The organism is Halobellus litoreus (assembly GCF_024464595.1).
Lineage (GTDB): Archaea > Halobacteriota > Halobacteria > Halobacteriales > Haloferacaceae > Haloquadratum > Haloquadratum litoreum.
The window spans coordinates 961,927-978,284 of the sequence record NZ_JANHAW010000001.1; the positions used below are offsets into that span (position 1 = coordinate 961,927).

General features: G+C 68.2%; 17 protein-coding genes. 9 read left to right on the forward strand and 8 right to left on the reverse strand.

From position 1 onward, the window contains the following. Window positions 1-47 precede the first annotated feature (47 nt). The gene (locus NO360_RS04930; RefSeq protein ID WP_256306412.1) at window positions 48-698 is read right to left on the reverse strand and encodes an RPA family protein; all 651 of its coding nucleotides are present in this window, start codon (window positions 696-698) and stop codon (window positions 48-50) included. A 1-nt stretch (window position 699) separates the two neighbouring features. Further along, window positions 700-1,629 (reverse strand): replication factor A, encoded by a 930-nt coding sequence (locus NO360_RS04935; RefSeq protein WP_256306413.1) that lies wholly within the window; start codon window positions 1,627-1,629, stop codon window positions 700-702. A gap of 182 nt (window positions 1,630-1,811) precedes the next feature. Between NO360_RS04935 and NO360_RS04940 the strand changes: the two genes are divergently transcribed. Both NO360_RS04940 and NO360_RS04945 read left to right on the forward strand, forming a co-directional pair. Further along, entirely contained in the window at window positions 1,812-2,114 is a 303-nt protein-coding gene (locus tag NO360_RS04940) for a DUF7091 family protein (protein WP_256306414.1), read from the forward strand. Further along, complete coding sequence (locus tag NO360_RS04945; RefSeq protein ID WP_256306415.1) at window positions 2,114-3,307, forward strand: mannose-1-phosphate guanylyltransferase; 1,194 nt, start codon at window positions 2,114-2,116, stop codon at window positions 3,305-3,307. Before NO360_RS04940 ends, NO360_RS04945 begins: the two co-directional genes overlap by 1 nt. Window positions 3,308-3,337: 30 nt before the next feature. Here NO360_RS04945 and NO360_RS04950 read toward each other — a convergent pair whose 3' ends face one another. Then, complete coding sequence (locus NO360_RS04950; protein WP_256306416.1) at window positions 3,338-3,850, reverse strand: Tfx family DNA-binding protein; 513 nt, start codon at window positions 3,848-3,850, stop codon at window positions 3,338-3,340. Window positions 3,851-3,931: 81 nt separating this feature from the next. After that, window positions 3,932-4,429 (reverse strand): TRAM domain-containing protein, encoded by a 498-nt coding sequence (locus NO360_RS04955; RefSeq protein ID WP_256306418.1) that lies wholly within the window; start codon window positions 4,427-4,429, stop codon window positions 3,932-3,934. Window positions 4,430-4,672: 243 nt separating this feature from the next. On the opposite strand from NO360_RS04955, the gene NO360_RS04960 reads away from it, so the two are divergent. Continuing rightward, window positions 4,673-5,359, forward strand: coding sequence for a hypothetical protein (locus NO360_RS04960; protein WP_256306420.1), 687 nt, complete (start codon window positions 4,673-4,675; stop codon window positions 5,357-5,359). Window positions 5,360-5,660: 301 nt separating this feature from the next. Here NO360_RS04960 and NO360_RS04965 read toward each other — a convergent pair whose 3' ends face one another. Beyond that, entirely contained in the window at window positions 5,661-6,656 is a 996-nt protein-coding gene (locus NO360_RS04965) for a radical SAM protein (protein ID WP_256306421.1), read from the reverse strand. 190 nt (window positions 6,657-6,846) lie between these two features. On the opposite strand from NO360_RS04965, the gene NO360_RS04970 reads away from it, so the two are divergent. Continuing rightward, entirely contained in the window at window positions 6,847-7,977 is a 1,131-nt protein-coding gene (locus NO360_RS04970; protein ID WP_256306422.1) for a DUF373 family protein, read from the forward strand. 33 nt (window positions 7,978-8,010) lie between these two features. Here the strand turns inward: NO360_RS04970 and NO360_RS04975 are convergent, their stop codons facing one another. Both NO360_RS04975 and NO360_RS04980 read right to left on the reverse strand, forming a co-directional pair. Continuing rightward, window positions 8,011-8,853 (reverse strand): polyprenyl synthetase family protein, encoded by an 843-nt coding sequence (locus tag NO360_RS04975; protein WP_256306423.1) that lies wholly within the window; start codon window positions 8,851-8,853, stop codon window positions 8,011-8,013. A 140-nt stretch (window positions 8,854-8,993) separates the two neighbouring features. Next, a complete protein-coding gene (locus NO360_RS04980) occupies window positions 8,994-10,322 on the reverse strand; it encodes a helix-turn-helix transcriptional regulator (RefSeq protein ID WP_256306424.1) in 1,329 nt (442 codons plus the stop codon). Between the two features lie 120 nt (window positions 10,323-10,442). Here NO360_RS04980 and NO360_RS04985 point away from each other — a divergent pair, with 120 nt between their 5' ends. After that, the gene (locus tag NO360_RS04985) at window positions 10,443-11,804 is read left to right on the forward strand and encodes a DUF7096 domain-containing protein (protein WP_256306425.1); all 1,362 of its coding nucleotides are present in this window, start codon (window positions 10,443-10,445) and stop codon (window positions 11,802-11,804) included. Between the two features lie 64 nt (window positions 11,805-11,868). After that, window positions 11,869-12,369, forward strand: a complete 501-nt coding sequence (locus tag NO360_RS04990; RefSeq protein ID WP_256306427.1) for a type IV pilin — start codon at window positions 11,869-11,871, stop codon at window positions 12,367-12,369. A 195-nt stretch (window positions 12,370-12,564) separates the two neighbouring features. Here the strand turns inward: NO360_RS04990 and NO360_RS04995 are convergent, their stop codons facing one another. Continuing rightward, window positions 12,565-13,188: a methyltransferase domain-containing protein gene (locus NO360_RS04995; RefSeq protein ID WP_256306429.1), complete on the reverse strand. Its 624-nt coding sequence runs from the start codon at window positions 13,186-13,188 to the stop codon at window positions 12,565-12,567. Between the two features lie 134 nt (window positions 13,189-13,322). Between NO360_RS04995 and ahaH the strand changes: the two genes are divergently transcribed. From ahaH to NO360_RS05010, 3 genes are all read left to right on the forward strand, one after another. Further along, window positions 13,323-13,655, forward strand: coding sequence for an ATP synthase archaeal subunit H (gene ahaH, locus NO360_RS05000; protein ID WP_256306431.1), 333 nt, complete (start codon window positions 13,323-13,325; stop codon window positions 13,653-13,655). After that, complete coding sequence (locus tag NO360_RS05005; RefSeq protein WP_256306433.1) at window positions 13,642-15,909, forward strand: V-type ATP synthase subunit I; 2,268 nt, start codon at window positions 13,642-13,644, stop codon at window positions 15,907-15,909. The genes ahaH and NO360_RS05005 overlap by 14 nt, the downstream gene beginning before the upstream one ends. A gap of 208 nt (window positions 15,910-16,117) precedes the next feature. Then, entirely contained in the window at window positions 16,118-16,357 is a 240-nt protein-coding gene (locus NO360_RS05010; protein WP_256306435.1) for a hypothetical protein, read from the forward strand. Window position 16,358: the final 1 nt, after the last annotated feature.

Sequence of the window (16,358 nt, forward strand, 5' to 3'; positions counted from 1 at the left end):
ACGCGCGGAGTGCGCTCGACGGATCGGAGTCGACAGGCGACTTCAGCCTACGGTTCGGGCTGGAGGTCGGCGCCGTCCCCGGCGTCGCCGACCTGTCCGCCGTCGAGTCCGAGTTCGTCGCCGTCCGACTCTTCGAGGCTCTCCAGCGCCGAGATCGCCGATTCGGTGTAGCGATCGATAGGGAGGTCGTACTCCTCTCGGGCCATCCGCGCGTACTCGTTGCCCTCGTCGTCGAAGGCGTCGATCCGGTCGAGCGTCCGCTCGGCGGTCTCGACGACCCAGCGGTCCCGGGTCGCGGCGTCGACGACCTGGATCGACTCGGGTCTGACGGAGACGTTGACGTTCCCGTCGTCGGTCTCGTACGTCCGCGGTTTGCCGACGACCGCGACGTACGCGGGCGGTTCGAGGTCCCGGAGCGTGCTCGCGGCCTCGGGCTGGTACTGCCCCGCGTAGACGAAGAACGTCCCCGTGGGGTCGACGATGCGGCCGCGCCAGTACTCGTTGTCCTCGCCGACGTCGTCCTTTTCGGTTAACGTCCCGACGAAGAACACGCGGTTGGCTTTCTCCCCGGTCGGCAGCAACAGGTAGACCGGGGCGCGGTCGTCGTCGGACTCTTTGAAGGTGAAGGCGGCGTCGTTGAACTCGTCCGCGAACACACGCCGGGCGACCTCTCGGGAGGGAATCTCGTTTGCGCTCATTTCAGATCGACCTCGCTTTGATCAGCACCGCTTCGGGATCCGCCGGTTCGGTGAGCCGTTCGACCTCGTCCGCGAGGACGTACCGCCCCAGTTCGGGGCCTGAGACCCGGTAGTAGGTACCGAGGAGGTCCTCGCGCATCTCGTCGACGACGACGGTCGTATCGAGGGCGTCCATCGCCATCTGCTGGGCCTCGTCGAGCGTGACGCCGGTGAGCTCTTCGGTCACGTCGCGGCCGAAGATAACCTCGTAAACCTCCTCGCCGTCGTCGAGAACGCCCTTGATCCGCAGGTCGAACTCGCCCTCGACGTCGCCGTGTTCCGAGCATCGGCCGTTCTGGAGCACGCGCGTACAGCCCTCCTCGGGGCAGCGCTTGATGAGGCCGCTCCCGGACTGGATGTCGACCAAGGCGCCCTCGACGGTGGTCGAGTCGTCGCCGACCTCGATGTCCTCGTCGAGCTCTTCGATCGAGGTCGTCTTGTTCAGTTTCACCGAGAAGTTGCCCTGGTACTCGTCGGTGACGACGTTGCCGAGGCGGTAGACCGCGCCCTCCTCGAGTTTCGGGAGGTCGGAGGTCTCGAAGGCGACGAACTTCGTTCGCCCGGACTCGTCGCCGAGCAGGCCGACCTGGGCGATCGACTCGCTTCTGGGCTCCCACAGTTCGACGACCTTGGCGGTCACGTCGATCCACTGCTCGTCCTGATCGATGTCCGCGAGGTGGACCTCGTCGTTGCCGCCGCGGCCGATCTCGTCGCGTTCGAGGCCGGCTTCTTCGAGGTAACTGTTGACGACCGAGCGGCGCGCCTCCTCGACGGGCACGCGGTACTCCTCGACGAGGTTGCGCAGTCGCTCCTCGACCTCGTCTTCGTCGACGTCCAAGTGGTCCGAGAACTGTTCGGCTATCTCCGCTGCGTGTGTTCGCAGGTCTGACATAGTTGCACTCGCCTCCGCCTTGTTTTCCGTTGGGAGGCACAGGGCGTTTGGTGCGCGATGGGTAATAAAGTATCGTAACCGGGGTGAAAGTGAAACGTCGGCCGTCAGAACGACCGAAACGGGGACTGCGGGCCCTCGAAGGACCAACGGACCTATGACGGTCGCGGCCGCATATCGCACCGATGCAGGACCGTCTCGAACGCCTCGTCCGGCGGAAGTTCCGCGAGGCGGGGCGACAGTACGCCCGCGCACGCGACGCCTACCGCGACGGCCGCGACGAGAGCACCGACGCCGGGCGCGACCTCGTTCCGGAGTCGCTCCCGCGGGACGACGACGGACGCGTCCGGCTCGTCTGTCGCCGCCACGCCGAGCGACGGGCCGTCGCCGTCGACGACGAGGGATATCCCGCCTGCTTCGAGGCGGGCCACCCCGACTGCGAGGGCTGCGTCGAGGACGTCAGAGACGGCATCGTGGAGACGTGGTGATGAGCGGGTCGTCAGGTTCGAACGACGCGGCCGACTCAGACGCGAACGACGCGCTCGATTCGGCAGGTCGCGACCGGCCGTCGGAGGCGACGACCGAAGACGGTCCGCGCCCGGTCGTCGCGGTCGTGCTCGCGGGGGGAACCGGCTCCCGGCTCTATCCGGCGAGCCGGTCCCATCGACCGAAGCAGTTCCTCCCGTTGGCCGGCGAGGGGAAGGAATCGCTGCTCGAACGGACCGTTTCGCGCGCCCGAGAGGTGGCCGACGAAGTCGTCGTCGTCACCCGCGAGTCGTACGCCGACGGCGTCGCGGAGCGCGTCCCCGACGCGGCGGTGCTCGTCGAACCCGCCGGCCGCGACACCGGCCCGGCGCTGCTGTACGCGACGCACCGGATTTCGCGGCGGCACGACGACTGCGTCGTCCTCGCGCTCCCGAGCGACCACCTCGTCGGCGAGGGCTTCGCGCCCGCCGTCCGGCGCGGTGCCGCCGTCGCCGCGAGCGAGGAGCGACTCGTCACCTTCGGCGTCGAGCCGACCCGGCCGGAGACGGGGTACGGGTACGTCGAACCGGCGGAATCCGCCACGGACGCCGACTGGATGCCGGTCGAGTCGTTCCACGAGAAACCGGACGCCGAGACCGCGAGGGCGTACGTCGAGGCCGGCCACTACTGGAACGCCGGCCTGTTCGCGTGGCGGCCGCGCGTCTTTCTGGACGCCGCGGCGTCGTCGCCGCTGGCACCGCTGCTCGACGCGCTGGACGACGCGGCGAGCGAGTCTGTCGCCGAGGACGGGGAACGGTCCGCGAGCGGGGCACAGTCGGGCCCGAACGATCCCGCGGTGGCCGCAGCGTTCGAATCGGCCGAGCCGGTGAGCGTCGACAACGCGGTCTTCGAACGGGCCGACGACGTCGCCGTCGTCCCCGTCTCGTTCCCCTGGGACGACGTCGGCTCCTGGGACGCGCTTGAACGCGTGCTCGACGCCGACGGGGACGGAAACGTCACCGCCGGAGACGTCACGCTCCGGACGCTCGACGCCGGCGACAACGTCGTCGCCGCGGACGACCGACACGTCTCGCTCGTCGGCGTCTCCGACCTCGCGGTCGTGGCGTGGGACGACCGCGTGCTGGTCGTGCCGAAGGAACGTGCCCAGGACGTCAAGTCGCTCGTCCGGTCGCTGGAGTCTCGCGGGGAGTTCTGAAAACCGGCGGGTTCGGAACGCCGCGCGCGCTCACTCCGCCGAGCGCCGCACCTGCACGCGCCCGCCCGTCGTCACGCCGACGAGCAGCGATTCGCGCACTTCGCGACCCTGGATGGCGTCACCGGCGGCGTCGGAGACGATTTTCATCAGTTCGGGCGCGGTTCGGTTCACTTTCACGCCCGCGTCGTCGCAGGCGTCGTACACCTTCTTCGGCACGTCGTAGAGGTCGGTCCCCTCGTCGACCGAGATCTGCACCGGCGCGGTGAGCGCCTCGGCGAACGCGACGGTTTCGCGGGCCTTCTCGACGTTCCGCCGGGCGCTCGACTCGACGCTGGAGACGTTCGCTCTGGACGTCCCGAGCATCGACGCGATCCGCGACTGGCGGATTCCCCGCTCGCGGAGCACGAGCACCTCCGCCTGCCGGCGGGTCAGGACGCTCTGTTCGGCCTCGAACCCCACCTCCGAGAGGGCGGCGTCGACGTCGAACTCTTCGGCGTCCTCCGGCCCCCCGGCGTCGTCGCCGGCGTCCTCGACGTTGTCCATACCGCACCGTTAGGCGGCCGCCGCAAAAAAGCTACAGAAGAACGACTGTCCGTTCGGTCTCGCCCCGGCGCTCGCGGGCGACTACCCGCCCCAGAAGTTGTCTCGGCTGCCGAGTGCGGTCGGACGCCCCGGACCGGACGTCTCCTCGCGCTCGGACTCCGAGCCGTCGTCCGCATCGGAATCGTCGTCCTCGTCGCCGTCGGTCGAATCGCTCGCACCCGCGTCCGGCTCGTCCTCGTCGTCGAGCGGGAGGCGTTCGACGATGGTCTTCGCGGTAGCGTGGTTCGACTTCACGCGGTCGATGCGGACGACCGCGCGTGCCTCGGGGAGGAGGCCGTCGACGAGGACGATGAAGCCGTCGTCGGTCCGACCGACGCCGGCGCCGCTCTCGTGGATGTCGTCGACGTCGACGACGACTTCCTCGCCGGGCTTGACTGGCTGCGCCTTCAGGTCGCGGATCGGCTGGTCGTAGTTGTTACACCACTCCGCGCCGCCGCGGTCGCCGTAGTACTGACATCCCATCCCGTCGATTCGCTCCGAATACCGGGGACAGTCGTCGGCCAGCGGACAGTCAGACATACCGTGAACTACTCCACCGCGTGTCTAAACGCTTGCGGGTCTACACGGGGCCGGCGCGTACGGATCTGTCGACCCCGTTACGCACGGGCTGATGACCGGACGTCGGGAGTCCGGCCGGGGCGCGCGCACCGCCCGTCGGCCGCTCGGGGCCAAACTACTGTTCAGCCCGACCCGAAATGACACCCGCTCCCGTCCGAATTTCCCGACCGCAACGCTTTCTGCCGTCTCGCCCCGACTACGGGTATGAGCCGTCGCGTCCCCGAGTTCGCCGTCGTCACGGGCGTTTTCCTCGGTCTCTCGGTCGTCGTGACCGGCGTCACGCTCGGCTGGGGGCTGTACGCGACGGTCGTGATCGGCGCGCTGGTCTCGTATCCGTTCGTCGGCTTCGGAATCGTCCGCGACGACGACCCCGCGGCGACGATCCGACCCCGCTGGCTCCTGGGCGCCGGTATCGTCATCGCCGTCGCGGGCGCGCTCGGCGTCCTGCTCGGCGATCCGACGCCCGGCGGCGTCCTGCGCGGCGTGCTCGTGGGTCTCGTCCTCGGCGCGCCGCCGGCGAGTTACGCAGTACGACACGGCGCCGACGTCAATCCGTTTCCACCCCGAACGACAGTGCTGGCGGGCGTCACCGTCGGTATCGCGCTCGTCGTGGTCGGGCTGTTCGTCGAGCAACCGCTCGTCGGTGCCGCCGCCGGCGGCGTCGCGGCGCTCGGAAGCGCGCTGTACGGCACCGCACGCGGCGTCGACTTCGACGCGCAGACCAAACGGTACGCAGCGGCGGGCGGCGGTCTGCTCGGCCTCGGAATCGTCGCCCTCGGCGTCTTCGGCGGCGGCTCGCTCGGCGAGTGGCTCCTCGTCGGCACGGCGGTCGCGCTCGTTCCGAGCCTCTACGCGGCCGTGACGCTCGAACGAACGGGAGCGAGGCGGTAAACGCCGTCCGACGATCGGAGTCGCCGGACCTACGCCAGCGGCGTCCGCTCGACTACGGTCCCAGTCCCACCTTTTGCGCTGCGCTCGCTCCGCTCGCTCGGCAAAAGCTGGACCAAAAGCCTCGCCTTCGGCTCGGCCGCTCGCACGCGCTGCGTCCTCGCGACGCTACGCCAGCGGCGTCCGCTCGACTACGGTCCCAGTCCCACCTTTTGCGCTGCGCTCGCTCCGCTCGCTCGGCAAAAGCTGGACCAAAAGCCTCGCCTTCGGCTCGGCCGCTCGCACGCGCTGCGTCCTCGCGACGCTACGCCAGCGGCGTCCGCTCGACTACGGTCCCGTCGGCCGTCGGGTACTGCTCGACGATTTCGCCCTCGGGGACGTCGCCCTCCTCGATCATCTCCTCTAAGAGCCACCACGCGACCTCGACGTGCTCGGACTTGACGGTGTAGAACTCCTCGGGCACGCCGAGGGCGTCGAGTTCCTCGGACCCGATCCACGTCTTGCCGTAGACGAGGGTACCGTCGTCGGTCACCTCGTCGAACGGTCGCCGGATCGTCCGCGCCATCCGCTTCAGGCGGTTGCGGTGCTGGGCGGCGTCCTTGAACACGGAGGTGCAGAAGTACACGCGCTCGTGGTCGCCCATCGCCTCGAGGATCTCCGCTTTCGATCCGTCGACGGCGGACATGTGGCCCTCCTGGAGTTCGTAGCCCTGCTCCTGCATCCGCCGGTAGTTGCCGTCGCTCATCTCGAACTCGTTTACATTACAGAACTCGGCCGCGCCTTCGTCGAGGAACTCCAGGAACTCCTCCTCGGCGCGGATGCCGGGGATCTCGAAGGCGGGCGTCAGCCCCTCCTCGCGCGCGACGTGAAGTATCTCCTCCCACTCGGTGCCGTGGAGGTCGCCCCACAGTTCGTAGGGCGGGTGGAAGCGGATCTCGTCGAGGCCGGCCTCGGAGAGTCGGCGCATGTTCTCTCGACCGCCGGTGATGCCGGTGTAGAGGTGCGTGTGGTGGTCCTCGCCGAACTCGTCTTTCAGCAGCGAGAGGTAGTGGCAGGTCCGGTCGAGGGCCTCCTGGGGTTCGCCGCCGGTGATCGAGGTGCCGAGGGCGTCCATCCGGTGGGCCTCTTCGAGGACGTCGTCGTCGGACTCGACGAGGCGCTCGTTGGCGTAGACGTCGGTGACGTTCTTGCGGTTCTCGCCGAGCGGGCAGTAAAAGCAGTCGCGCTGGTCGCAGTAGCCGTAGACGAAGAGGACCATCTTCCCACCTTTCGCGCACTGCTCACAGCCCTTCGAGATCATTTCGTTGTGTTCGATACCGTCCGGAGACTCAAAAGTCGTGCTACTTGGTCCGACCCGGTCGGACCGGCCGAGGTCGGTCCCCGGCTGCGACGCTTCCGGAAGCGGACACCCGCTTCCGACGCTCTCGAAAACGGACCCGCCTCCGGCGCTCCCGAAAACAGATATACTCCGACGGCGTAGGTCCCCGCAGATGCTTTTGGTCCTCTGCGTCGACCTCGACGACGACCTCGGCCGCAAGACGGGGATGGAGACGCCCGTCGTCGGCCGCGACGCCGTCGAGTCGGCCGCGGTGTCGCTCGCGACCGCGGACCCGGAGGACTCCGACGTCAACGTGCTGTTCCAGGGGATCCACGAGTACGACGAACTCGACGCCGACCCCGACGTCGAAGAGGAAGTGACCGTCGCGGCCGTCACGGGTACCCAGGGCGGCGACGTGAAGGCCAACCGCGCGATCGGCGAGGAGATCGATCGGGTGCTCGCGGGTCTGTCGACCGGGGAGAACGTCAGCGCCATCGTCATCACCGACGGCGCACAGGACGAGTCGGTCCTCCCGATCGTCCGCTCGCGCGTCCCCATCGACAGCGTCCGCCGGGTGGTCGTCCGGCAGGCGCAGGACCTCGAATCGATCTACTACACGATGAAGCAGGTCCTCGCGGATCCAGAGACCCGCGGGACGATCCTGGTGCCGCTCGGCATCCTGCTGCTCATCTACCCCTTCGTCACCATCGCGAGCTTCTTCGACGTGCCCGGGGCGGTGGTGCTGGGCGTCATCTCTGCGCTTCTTGGGCTCTATACGCTCTTCCGCGGGCTCGGCCTCGAAGACGCCGTCGACGACACCGCGAGTCGGATCCGCGACGTCCTCTACGAGGGCCGCGTCACGCTCATCACCTACGTCGCCGCCGCCGCCCTCATCGTCGTCGGCGGCTTCCGCGGGTACGCGCTCTTCGAGACGGCGCGGATGAGCGTGAGCGACCCGACGCCGCCGCTGATCGCGCTCGCGGCGCTCGTCCACGGCGCGGTCCAGTGGTTCGCGGCCGCCGGAGTCACCTCCAGTCTCGGGCAGGTGACAGACGAGTACCTCGCGGATCGGTTCAAGTGGCGGTACCTCAACGCGCCCTTCTACGTCGTCGCCATCGCCGTCGTCCTCTACGTCGTCTCGGGCTTCTTCCTCCCGGCGAGCATCGACGGCGTCCGGTCGTTCTCGCTGACGCAACTGGCGATCGGGCTCACGGGCGGGACGCTGCTGGGCGTGTTCAGCACGCTCGCGTTCGCGATCGCGGAGTCGCGGTTCCCGACGGCCGCGGAGGCGACGCAGGGGTGAGGGTGGAGTGGAAATCGGATCGAAGAGTCCCGACTACCGCTCGCGGACGACGACGAACTCCGCGAGGTCCTGAAGGTAGCCGAGCGGTTCGCTGTCGTCGACGTTCGACGCCGCCAGGGCGTCGAGCGCCTGTTCCGACTGGTCGTGCGCGCGCTGGTTCGCCTCCGCCGCGGAGAGGCCGGTGACCTGCACCAGCGACGGGCGGTCCATCTCCGCGTCCTGGCCGGTCGGCTTCCCGAGGTCGTCGGCGTCTGCCGTCGCGTCGAGGACGTCGTCGCGGATCTGAAACGCGACGCCGACCCGCTCGGCGTACTCGCCGAACGCCTCGATCGTGAAGGGGTCCGCGTCGGCGGCGACCGCCCCGAGTTCGGCCGCGGCGCGGAACAGCGCCCCCGTCTTGCGGCGAGCGAGGACCATATACTCCCCTTCGTCCGTGGGTCGGGCGACCAGTTCCGTGGCCTCGCCCTCGCCGAGTTCGACCATCGACTCGGCGACGATCTGCGTCGCGTGGTCGTCCCGCGACAGCAGCGCGAACGCCTCGCCCAGCAGGCCGTCGGAGGCGATGATCGCGGGGCCGTACCCGTACTCGGCCCACGCGCTCGCCGTCCCGCGGCGAACGTCCGAGCGGTCGATGATGTCGTCGATGACGAGCGAGGCGTTGTGAACGAGTTCGATCGCGACCGCGAAGTCGACCGCGTCGTCGGGGTCGCCGCCGCACGCCTCGCAGGCCAGGATCGTGACGGCCGGTCGGACGCGTTTGCCGCCCGCTAACGCGACGTGTGCGACCTCGTCGGATAGTTCCGGAGGGTCGACCGCCTCGATGACAGCCTCGAGGCGCTCTTCGACCATCGAAACGCGACGCTCCAGATACTCCATTACCCCTCGCTGAGGATGGCGCGGCAAAAGAGGTTCCGGAAACCGCATTCGGTTCGGGCCGAGGCGGCCGTCGTTCGCGCCGGAATGGCCGTGCCGAACGCGAGCGGAGATCGGAGCGCGATCGAGGGGGCTCGGCAGTGTTACGCTTCCTCGTCGCCGTCGTCTCCGTCCACCGAACCGTCCTCGGGGAGCGAGATGAGGTTCTCGCGACCGAGACGGAGTTTGTCGACGCGGCCTTCCTCGGCCATCGCCGACAGCAACTGGGAGACCTTCGCGTCGGACCAGTCCGTCTCGTCGACGATCGTCGCCTGTTTCATCCGCCCGCCGTTCTGTTCTAAGAGACGCTCGACGCGCTCCTCGTCGGAGAGTAGCGAGAGGTCGGTCTCCGCGCCCGCCGCGCCGTTGTCCGGGCTCTCCGCGCCGGCAGGCAGGGACGAGCCCGTCTCGGACGGCGGGCGGGTCGCGTCGGTGACGCCGCCCGCATCGCTCGCTCCGTTGGTCGCGCCAGCCTGCGAGGGACCGTTCCCGCCGTTGGTTTCGGTCCCCGCGCCCGGCGGCGAGTCGTCGTCCGGCGGAGACGGGGGACCGGAGACGCCGGTACCACCGGACCGGTTTCGCAACAGCCAGACCCCGGCGACGACGACGAGCGCGAGGAGTCCGCCGCCCGCGAGGAGCCAGATCGGGAGCCGGTCGGCGGGGCCGATCGACGTGTACGTGACCCGGAGTTCGCTCTCGTCGCCCTCGAAGTCAGACGGCTCAGCGAGGACGATCGCGCTCTCGCGCTGTTGGACGGCGATGCTCGTTCCGGTCACCGTGTACCCCTCGGGCGGGCGGATGAGGATCTCCTGGTCGGCGTCGAAGATCGAGAGCCACGTCCGTCGCTCGTCGCTCTCGGCGGTCGGGAGCGTGAACACGTCGTCGAGGACGAGCGTCTCGTTGTCGCCCTGCCGGAGGAAGTTCGTCCACCGGAACGTGAGCGCGAGCGTGCCGCGGCCGGCGGACTCGTCGACCGAACTGTGGTAGGTGACGTTCTCGATCGCCATCGAGCGGCCGGTCGACTCGCTCGCGCGCTGCTGGAGCGACTCGAACAGCACGGGCGTCGGTCCGACGTCGGCCTCGCCGGACTCGTACCGCGACGCCAGCGTCCGGAACGCGCGCGTCTCGTTCTCGGTTTCCAGCACGTAGTGCGTCTCGACGCGCCACTCGGCGCTCCGGTCCGATTGGAGGTCGATCTCGACGGTCGTTCGTGGGGCCGTCTCGTCCTCCTCCACCTGTTCGTCGATGCCCGTCGAGCGGAGCGCGTCGGTGCGGTCGGCGGCAACAGCGCCAGACGCGGGGGGGACGTCGGCGTCTGGCGCGGTCGAGATGTCCGCTCGCTGAGCGGGTCGATCGTCGACGGCGAGCGCTGTCGCTGGAACGACAGCGGCGAGGACGAGGAGGAGGGCGAGCCACAGCGCGGACGTCCGCATTTGATGAGAGTGCACGTGGAACGCTCAAAACGCTTTCCATCGGTCGAGTTTCGTTCGGGAGAAACTCCACCACCGAGAATGGCGCGATTTTAATAACGCCCCGGCGCTACGCTTCATCGTATGCGCGCTGTCGCCCTCTCACTCGCCCTCCTCCTGGTCCTCTCGGCGGTCGCCGGCGCGGTCCCGGCGTTGCCGGACGATGGGGCGGACACGACGTCCGTCCCGGCGGCTTCGACGCCGCAATCGCCGGAATCAGTCCAGGCGGGCCCGGTCACCAGCGGCCCGCAACTGCAGGTCTCGGAATCGACCGACAGCGAGGCGACCGAACTCAACGTGCTCGGGATCCCGCCGGGTGAGGCGACCCGGAGCACGATCGAAACCGAGTACGTCGAACTGGGTAGCGGCCTCGCGTTCGCGTCGGCGACGACGGAGGTCCGCCTGCAGACGGAAGCCACGGTCGAGCGGATCGAGTCCGCCGAGTCACCGGAGAAACGGCAACAGTACCTCTTACAGGAGGTCAGCGCGATCGAACAGCAGATCATCACGCTTCGCACGCGACAGCGGCAGGTGATCGCGGCCTACAGCCGAGACGAACTCGCGCCGCGACGACTCCTCTACGAACTCGCGCTGATCGACGCCGAGGCGCGGGAACTCCAGCAGCGCCGCGAGCGGATCGAGACGCTCGTCCAGTCGACGTCGGGATTCAGCATCTCCTCGGCTCGGTTCGGAAACATCGAACTCGAACTGAACACGCTCACCGGGCCGGTCCGCGGGCACGCGGCGTCCGTCCTCGGCGGGGAGGCGGCCGCGACGCGCTTCTTCGTCCAGTCGGGCGAGAACAGCGTCGAACTCGCCGTCATCCGTGACGGGACGTACGTTCGCGAAGCCTACCGCGGCGCCCTCCGCGTCGGCGAGGACGGGTCGTTCTCGCTGCCCGACGCGGTGAACGCGACCGAACAGGCGTACCCGACGATCACGGGACTGCGGCTCCGCGACGACGTCGTCGGCAACCCGGACAGCGACAGCACGCGGGTGTCGATCGAACACGAGCGGGGACGGCTCGTCGCGTTCGTCGACAGCGGCAGCCGGCGCGTGTTCAAGGAGTTCCAGTACCGACCGATCGATCAGGTGACGACGACGTCGTCGACATCGGCGGTGAAAGACGCGCTGGAACTCACGGCCCACCGCACGTATCCGGGCGGCCCGGTCCGACTGCAACTCAACAGCACCACCTCCGGCGAGCCGGTCGACGCCCAGATCACGGTCGGTCCCGCCGGCGGTCGGAGCTCCGTCGTCGGCGAGACCGGCGACGACGGGTCGCTGTGGACGCTCGCACCGAGCGGCACCTATCAGGTGACCGCCATCGACGGGAGTTCGGTCGTCGTCCTCTCGGTCGAGCCGACGGCGACCCCGTTCGTCTACGGCGAGCTCAACGGAAGTTCGGGTGAAGAGGGGATGGAGACGGTCACACCGGCCGAGTAGCGACCGTCCGACGGCGCGGCAGATCGACCGAAGGTTCATATCCCATCGAGGGCCCAGACCCCCCGTGACAGCCCGCGCGTCCGCGTCAGTGATCGGTGTCGTCGTCCTGCTCCTCTTCGGGGTCGTCCTGGGCGGTGTCGTCGCCGCCGGTGCCGAGGTGGTCGCGGCGGCGACGGGGCAAGACGGGCTCGCGAGCGGCGAGACGAACCCCGAATCGGCCCCCGAGACGGTCGCGCTGTCGCTCAGACTCGACGGCGACGCGGTGGCGCTGACCCACGAGGCGGGGCCGCCGCTCCGGCTCTCGGAGACCCGGATCGTCGTCGCGATCGACGGCGAGAAGCTCCGCCATCAGCCGCCGGTCCCGTTCTTCGCCGCGAGGGGCTTCCGCGGCGGACCCACGGGGGCGTTCAACCTGGCGAGCGACGGCGTCTGGTCCGTCGGCGAAACCGGATCGTTCCGGCTGGCGGGGACGAACGCGCCGCAGTTGAAACGGGGGCGGACCGTGTCGATCACCGTGTACGTCGACGCGGACCGCGTGAGTCGCGTGCGGGGGACGGTCGATTAGGGCGTCGTGCGCGTGTCGGGTACTGCCTGCGCTTCTGTGACCGCCTGGACTGACGACCGGGTTTGAGTGTCGCCTGGGTTGACAACGGGGTTTGAGCGCCGCTTGCGCTGGCGACCGAATCCGAGTGGTGGGTTCGGGAGGGTGGATTTCGAGTGTCGGAGGAGGTCCGGTTCTGGGCCGCCTGGAGCCCCGGTCCTACTCGTCGGGCGCTCGCGCGATGGTGGTGATCGCCCGCGGACTGCCCGGATACGCCTGCTGGATGTGGTGTTCGATGTCGACGAAGCCGGCCTCCTCGAACATCCGCTGTGCTTCCCTCTCGTCGTAGAAGAGCATAATCGCGTCCGCGAGGCGCTGGAAGACCGAGTTGTTCGGGTAGTCGGGGCCGACGACGAGGACCCGGTGGCCGGGCTTGACGACCCGGCGGAACTCCGCGAGCGCCGCGACCGGGTTCGGCCAGTACTCGATCGATCCCGACGACCAGACGACGTCGAAGGAGTCGTCGGCGAAAGGGAGGCGTTCGGCGTCGCCGCGGTAGAACCGAACCCGGTCCCGCGAACCGAACTTCTCGAACGCCTTCTCCATCTGGTGGCGGCTCTGGTCGAGGCCGTGGACGTCGTCGGTATAGCGGAGCAGGCCCTCGGTGGCGAAGCCGGTGCCGCAACCGACGTCGAGAACGCGGTCGCCCTCGTCGATGGCGAGCCATTCGAGCGCCTCGTCGCGCATCTCCTCGTTCCAGATGAAGGGGTTGATCCGGTCGTACACCTTCGAGAGGTACTTGTAGAACAGGCGCGCGTTGGCCTTGTCTTCGAGGACACCCATCGCGCGGCGGTTAGGACGGGAGAATCATAACGCTGCGGATCCGGTCCGAGAACGTATCGACTCGTCGAAACGTTGGCGAGAGTGTTCCGCAAACACCTTATACGCCGCTTGCGCAACGTTTCGGTGATACGAATATGCCGAGACCAGAGGTTCTCGAACGGATCAAAACGGCGGAATCCGAGGCCGACGACATCGTGGAAGAGGCCGAGGAGGATCGCGAGGAGCGCATCGAGGAGGCGCGACGCGAGGCCGAGGAGATCCGCGCCGACGCAGAACGCGCGGCCGACGAGTACGAGAAAGAGCGGCTCGCCGAGGCCCGCGAGGAGATCGAGGCGGAGCGGGAGGAACTCCTCGAGGAAGGGCAGGAAGCGCGCAAGAAACTGGTCGCGTCGGCCGAGGAGAACGCCGACGAGGCGGTCGAATACGCGATCAGCCAGTTCGAGGAGGCGGTACATGCTCAGACCTGAGCAGATGAGCAAGGTCTCGGTGACGGGATCGAAGGCCGTGATGAACGAGGTCATCGAGACCGCCCACGGCCTGAACCTCCTGCACGTCACCGAGTACGACGGCTCCTGGGACGGGTTCGAGCCGGGGAATCCGGTCGAGGGAGCCGAGGAGTCCTCCGACCGGCTCGTGACCGTCCGCTCGCTCGAGAGCATCCTCGACGTCGACGCCGAGGACGCCGGTCCGACGCGGATCGTCACCGACGACGCGCTCGACGAGGAGCTCGAAGAGATCCGCACGCGGGTCAACGAACTCGACGACCGCCGACAGGAGCTCCGACAGGAGATCCGCGACATCGAGGACCGCATCGACGCGATCGACCCGTTCGTCGATCTCGGCATCGACCTCGACCTGCTGTCTGGCTACGACACGCTGCAGGTCGCGGTCGGCGAGGGCGACCGCGACGCGATCGAGCGCGCGGTCATCGACGCCGAGGACCTCCGTTCGCACGAGATCTTCGCCGGCGAGGACGTCTTGGGCGTCTTCGCGTATCCGATGGCTGACGCCGACGAGTCGGCGCTCACCGACGCGCTGGTCAGCGCCGACTTCACCGCCTTCGAGGTGCCCGAGGCCGAGGGCACCCCGAGCGAGTACAAGCGGGAGCTCGAACACGAGAAACAGCAGCTGGAGTCCAAGCTCTCGACGGTCGAGAACGAACTCGAGGCCGAGAAGATGGACGCCGCCGGGTTCCTCCTCGCCGCGGAGGAGAAGCTCTCGATCGACGTCCAGAAGACCGAGGCGCCGCTGTCCTTCGCGACGACGGAGAACGCGTTCATCGCCGAGGGCTGGATCCCGACCGAGCGCTACACCGAGTTCAAGGGCGCGGTCAAGGACACGGTCGGCGAGCGCGTCGAGGTCGAGGAGCTCGAGCGAGCGGAGTTCTCGCGGGACGGCACCGACCACGTCCGCGAGGAGGTCCCCTCCGGCGGCAGCGGCGGAGCGGCCGCGGCCGCGGACGGCGGGGCGGAGACGGCCCGCGCCGACGGCGGCAGCGCGGTCGTGATGGCCGACGACGAGCCGCCGACGGTCCAGGATAACCCCGACTCGGTAAAGCCCTTCGAGATCCTGGTGCAGGCGGTCAACCGGCCGAGCTACTACGAGTTCGACCCGACCGTCGTGCTCTTCCTGACGTTCCCGGCGTTCTTCGGGTTCATGATCGGCGACCTCGGGTACGGGCTTATCTACACCGCGATCGGCTACTTCCTCTACACCAACTTCGCGGACCGTCCGGCGTTCCGGAGTATGGGCGGGGTCACCATCGCGGCAGGGGTGTTCACGGTGATCTTCGGTATTCTGTTCGGCGAGATCTTCGGGCTGCACCTGATCTCGACGTACTTCTGGGAGGGCGCGCTCGGGATGGCGCACCCGCCCATAGAGAAGGGCCTCTCGCCCGCCGGCATCGACTGGGCCCGCGGGTGGCTCGTCGTGAGCGTGCTGGTCGGCATCTTCCACCTCAACGTGGCGTGGGTCTTCGGATTCTTCGAGGACCTCCAACTCCACGACGTCAAGCACGCCGTCTACGAGAACGTCTCGTGGATCCTGATGATGAACGGACTCTGGATCTGGGTGTTCAGCGACGCCCTCAGCAGCGTGGCTCCCAGCTTCATCTACACGACGTTCTCCAGCGAGGGCGTCGTCCCACTCGGGTTCAACGGGTTCCCGGCGATGGAACTGTTCACCATCCCCGGCGTCGGCCCGTTCACGCTGCCGCTCTTGGTGTTCATCGTCGGACTCGTGCTCCTCGCCTACGGCGAGCCGATCGAGGCCGTCGAGTTCCTGAACGTGCTCGTGAACGTGCTCTCGTACACCCGGCTCGCCGCGGTGCTGCTCGCGAAGGCGGGGATGGCCTTCACGGTCAACCTGCTGTTCTTCGGGGTCTACGTCGACGACCACGGCGGCTGGCACTTCGGCCTCGGAGGGATGCCGGACGCCGAGGCCATCGCGGCGCTCGGACCGGGCGAGACGCTGAGTTACCACGGCTACGAGGTGACCGAGATAATGTTCGGCGGGCTCGTCCACGGCGACGCCGCGACGATCCTGATCGGCCTCCTCGTGCTCGTGTTCGGGCACGTACTCGTCCTGGCTCTCGGCGTCACGAGCGCCGGTCTACAAGCGGTGCGTCTCGAGTACGTGGAGTTCTTCAACAAGTTCTTCGACGGCGGCGGTCGCGAGTACGAACCGTTCGGCTACGAGCGCCGCTTCACGACCGAAGACTGACGCGGGAACGCGCGCGGCCCTCGCGTCGGTCTCGACGCCGTCCGAACGTGGCACGGACAGCCGTGTGACTAATTCTCAAATCGGTCGAATACCGGCGGTTCACCGGCGCTTTGCTCCAGTCACGACGAGTTAGTTTGGGAAGCTTTATGAGATGCGTATGTCCAATAACGCACGTTCGGAGACGACTATCCGGTCAACACCTAAGACAATGTTCGAAGCACTCCTACAGCAGACTCAGTCAGCCGCACCAGCCATTGAACCGTCCGCCGCCGCCGCGCTCGCGTTGGGTCTCGCGGCCTTCGGCGCGGGGTATGCGGAGCGCGGAATCGGCGCGGCCGCGATGGGCGCTATCGCAGAGGACGACAGTCTCTTCGTCAACGGTCTGATCCTGACAGTCCTGCCGGAGACGCTCGTCATTCTCGCGCTCGTCGGGTTCTTCCTGATCTAAC

Coding starts and splice junctions, on each gene's coding strand:
- NO360_RS04985 (WP_256306425.1), top strand. CDS start 10,443: ATGCGCGCTGTCGCCCTCTCACTCGCCCTCCTCCTGGTCCTCTCGGCG.
- NO360_RS04980 (WP_256306424.1), bottom strand. CDS start 10,322: ATGCGGACGTCCGCGCTGTGGCTCGCCCTCCTCCTCGTCCTCGCCGCT.
- NO360_RS04960 (WP_256306420.1), top strand. CDS start 4,673: ATGAGCCGTCGCGTCCCCGAGTTCGCCGTCGTCACGGGCGTTTTCCTC.
- NO360_RS04995 (WP_256306429.1), bottom strand. CDS start 13,188: ATGGGTGTCCTCGAAGACAAGGCCAACGCGCGCCTGTTCTACAAGTAC.
- ahaH (WP_256306431.1), top strand. CDS start 13,323: ATGCCGAGACCAGAGGTTCTCGAACGGATCAAAACGGCGGAATCCGAG.
- NO360_RS04955 (WP_256306418.1), bottom strand. CDS start 4,429: ATGTCTGACTGTCCGCTGGCCGACGACTGTCCCCGGTATTCGGAGCGA.
- NO360_RS04965 (WP_256306421.1), bottom strand. CDS start 6,656: ATGATCTCGAAGGGCTGTGAGCAGTGCGCGAAAGGTGGGAAGATGGTC.
- NO360_RS04975 (WP_256306423.1), bottom strand. CDS start 8,853: ATGGAGTATCTGGAGCGTCGCGTTTCGATGGTCGAAGAGCGCCTCGAG.
- NO360_RS04950 (WP_256306416.1), bottom strand. CDS start 3,850: ATGGACAACGTCGAGGACGCCGGCGACGACGCCGGGGGGCCGGAGGAC.
- NO360_RS04970 (WP_256306422.1), top strand. CDS start 6,847: ATGCTTTTGGTCCTCTGCGTCGACCTCGACGACGACCTCGGCCGCAAG.
- NO360_RS04930 (WP_256306412.1), bottom strand. CDS start 698: ATGAGCGCAAACGAGATTCCCTCCCGAGAGGTCGCCCGGCGTGTGTTC.
- NO360_RS04935 (WP_256306413.1), bottom strand. CDS start 1,629: ATGTCAGACCTGCGAACACACGCAGCGGAGATAGCCGAACAGTTCTCG.
- NO360_RS04940 (WP_256306414.1), top strand. CDS start 1,812: ATGCAGGACCGTCTCGAACGCCTCGTCCGGCGGAAGTTCCGCGAGGCG.
- NO360_RS05005 (WP_256306433.1), top strand. CDS start 13,642: ATGCTCAGACCTGAGCAGATGAGCAAGGTCTCGGTGACGGGATCGAAG.
- NO360_RS04945 (WP_256306415.1), top strand. CDS start 2,114: ATGAGCGGGTCGTCAGGTTCGAACGACGCGGCCGACTCAGACGCGAAC.
- NO360_RS05010 (WP_256306435.1), top strand. CDS start 16,118: ATGTTCGAAGCACTCCTACAGCAGACTCAGTCAGCCGCACCAGCCATT.